The 813-nt window shown below is 59.7% G+C and carries 1 protein-coding gene; it reads right to left on the bottom strand.

The features are described 5' to 3' along the window. Positions 1-14: 14 nt before the first annotated feature. Positions 15-813 (bottom strand): outer membrane beta-barrel protein (locus JCM25414_RS15280; protein ID WP_025842208.1); only part of this gene is annotated, 799 nt, incomplete at its 5' end.

Genomic DNA, 813 nt, shown 5'->3' with positions numbered 1-813 from the left:
CTGAAACCGGGTTGTCAGAAGCCGATCATGGCGTCGCCACCGAAGGTGAACATGCCGGTATTGCGCCCATCGTTGAACGGGGAGGTGCCGTTGAGCGATCGGTCGAAGCGGATCTCGGGACGCAGGGCAAAGACGCGGATGCCATGACCCAGATCGGGCCGGTAGGTAACGCCCAGGGTCAACGCGCCATAGGTGGTGGCAGGCGCCGTCTGCACGGGCGCATAGCCACCCAGGAAGGCGTTCATGTAAGCCTGGTTCGTCAGGAAGTTGACGACGAACATGCCGCTGTTATCGCGATAGAGTTCCCCGCGATAATTGAAGGTCAGGCTCGGCGTGATCTTGTAGGCAGCGAAAGTGACAACGCTCCATGTTTCGGCGCGCAGACCGTCATCATGCAGGAAGTTGAATTCGCCGGTCAGGCTGAGCTTGTCATTGACCGTATAGAAGGCCGCAATGTCATTCCACCAGCGTTGTGCCGTGTTGGCGCGCGGGCCAAGCGCCGCAACAGCATTTTCAGGACCCACGCGGGACAGTTCGGCAATGGTCAGCTTGCCATGGGCGAGGCCGTTCAGATTGAAGCCGAAATAGCCTGCTGCAGCATTGTTGTTGTCGTTGCGGCCCCATGTGGTCTGGTTGCCGGTATCGACACCGAAATTGAAGTCGATCATCGGGGTGACATGCCAGTGGAACATGGCGCCGAGATGCTCGAAGGGCACGGAATACTGCGACGTATAGGCCAGAGAATAGAAGGGGCGCAGCGTCGGATCGAGCACCTCGACACCCATGGGGGCTGGCAGGATGCCCGCCTGCATG

This window comes from Asaia platycodi JCM 25414, from assembly GCF_000614545.1.
Lineage (GTDB): Bacteria > Pseudomonadota > Alphaproteobacteria > Acetobacterales > Acetobacteraceae > Asaia > Asaia platycodi.
The sequence above is the reverse complement of the archived record's forward strand: the minus strand, read 5'-3'. Positions and strand labels throughout refer to the sequence as shown.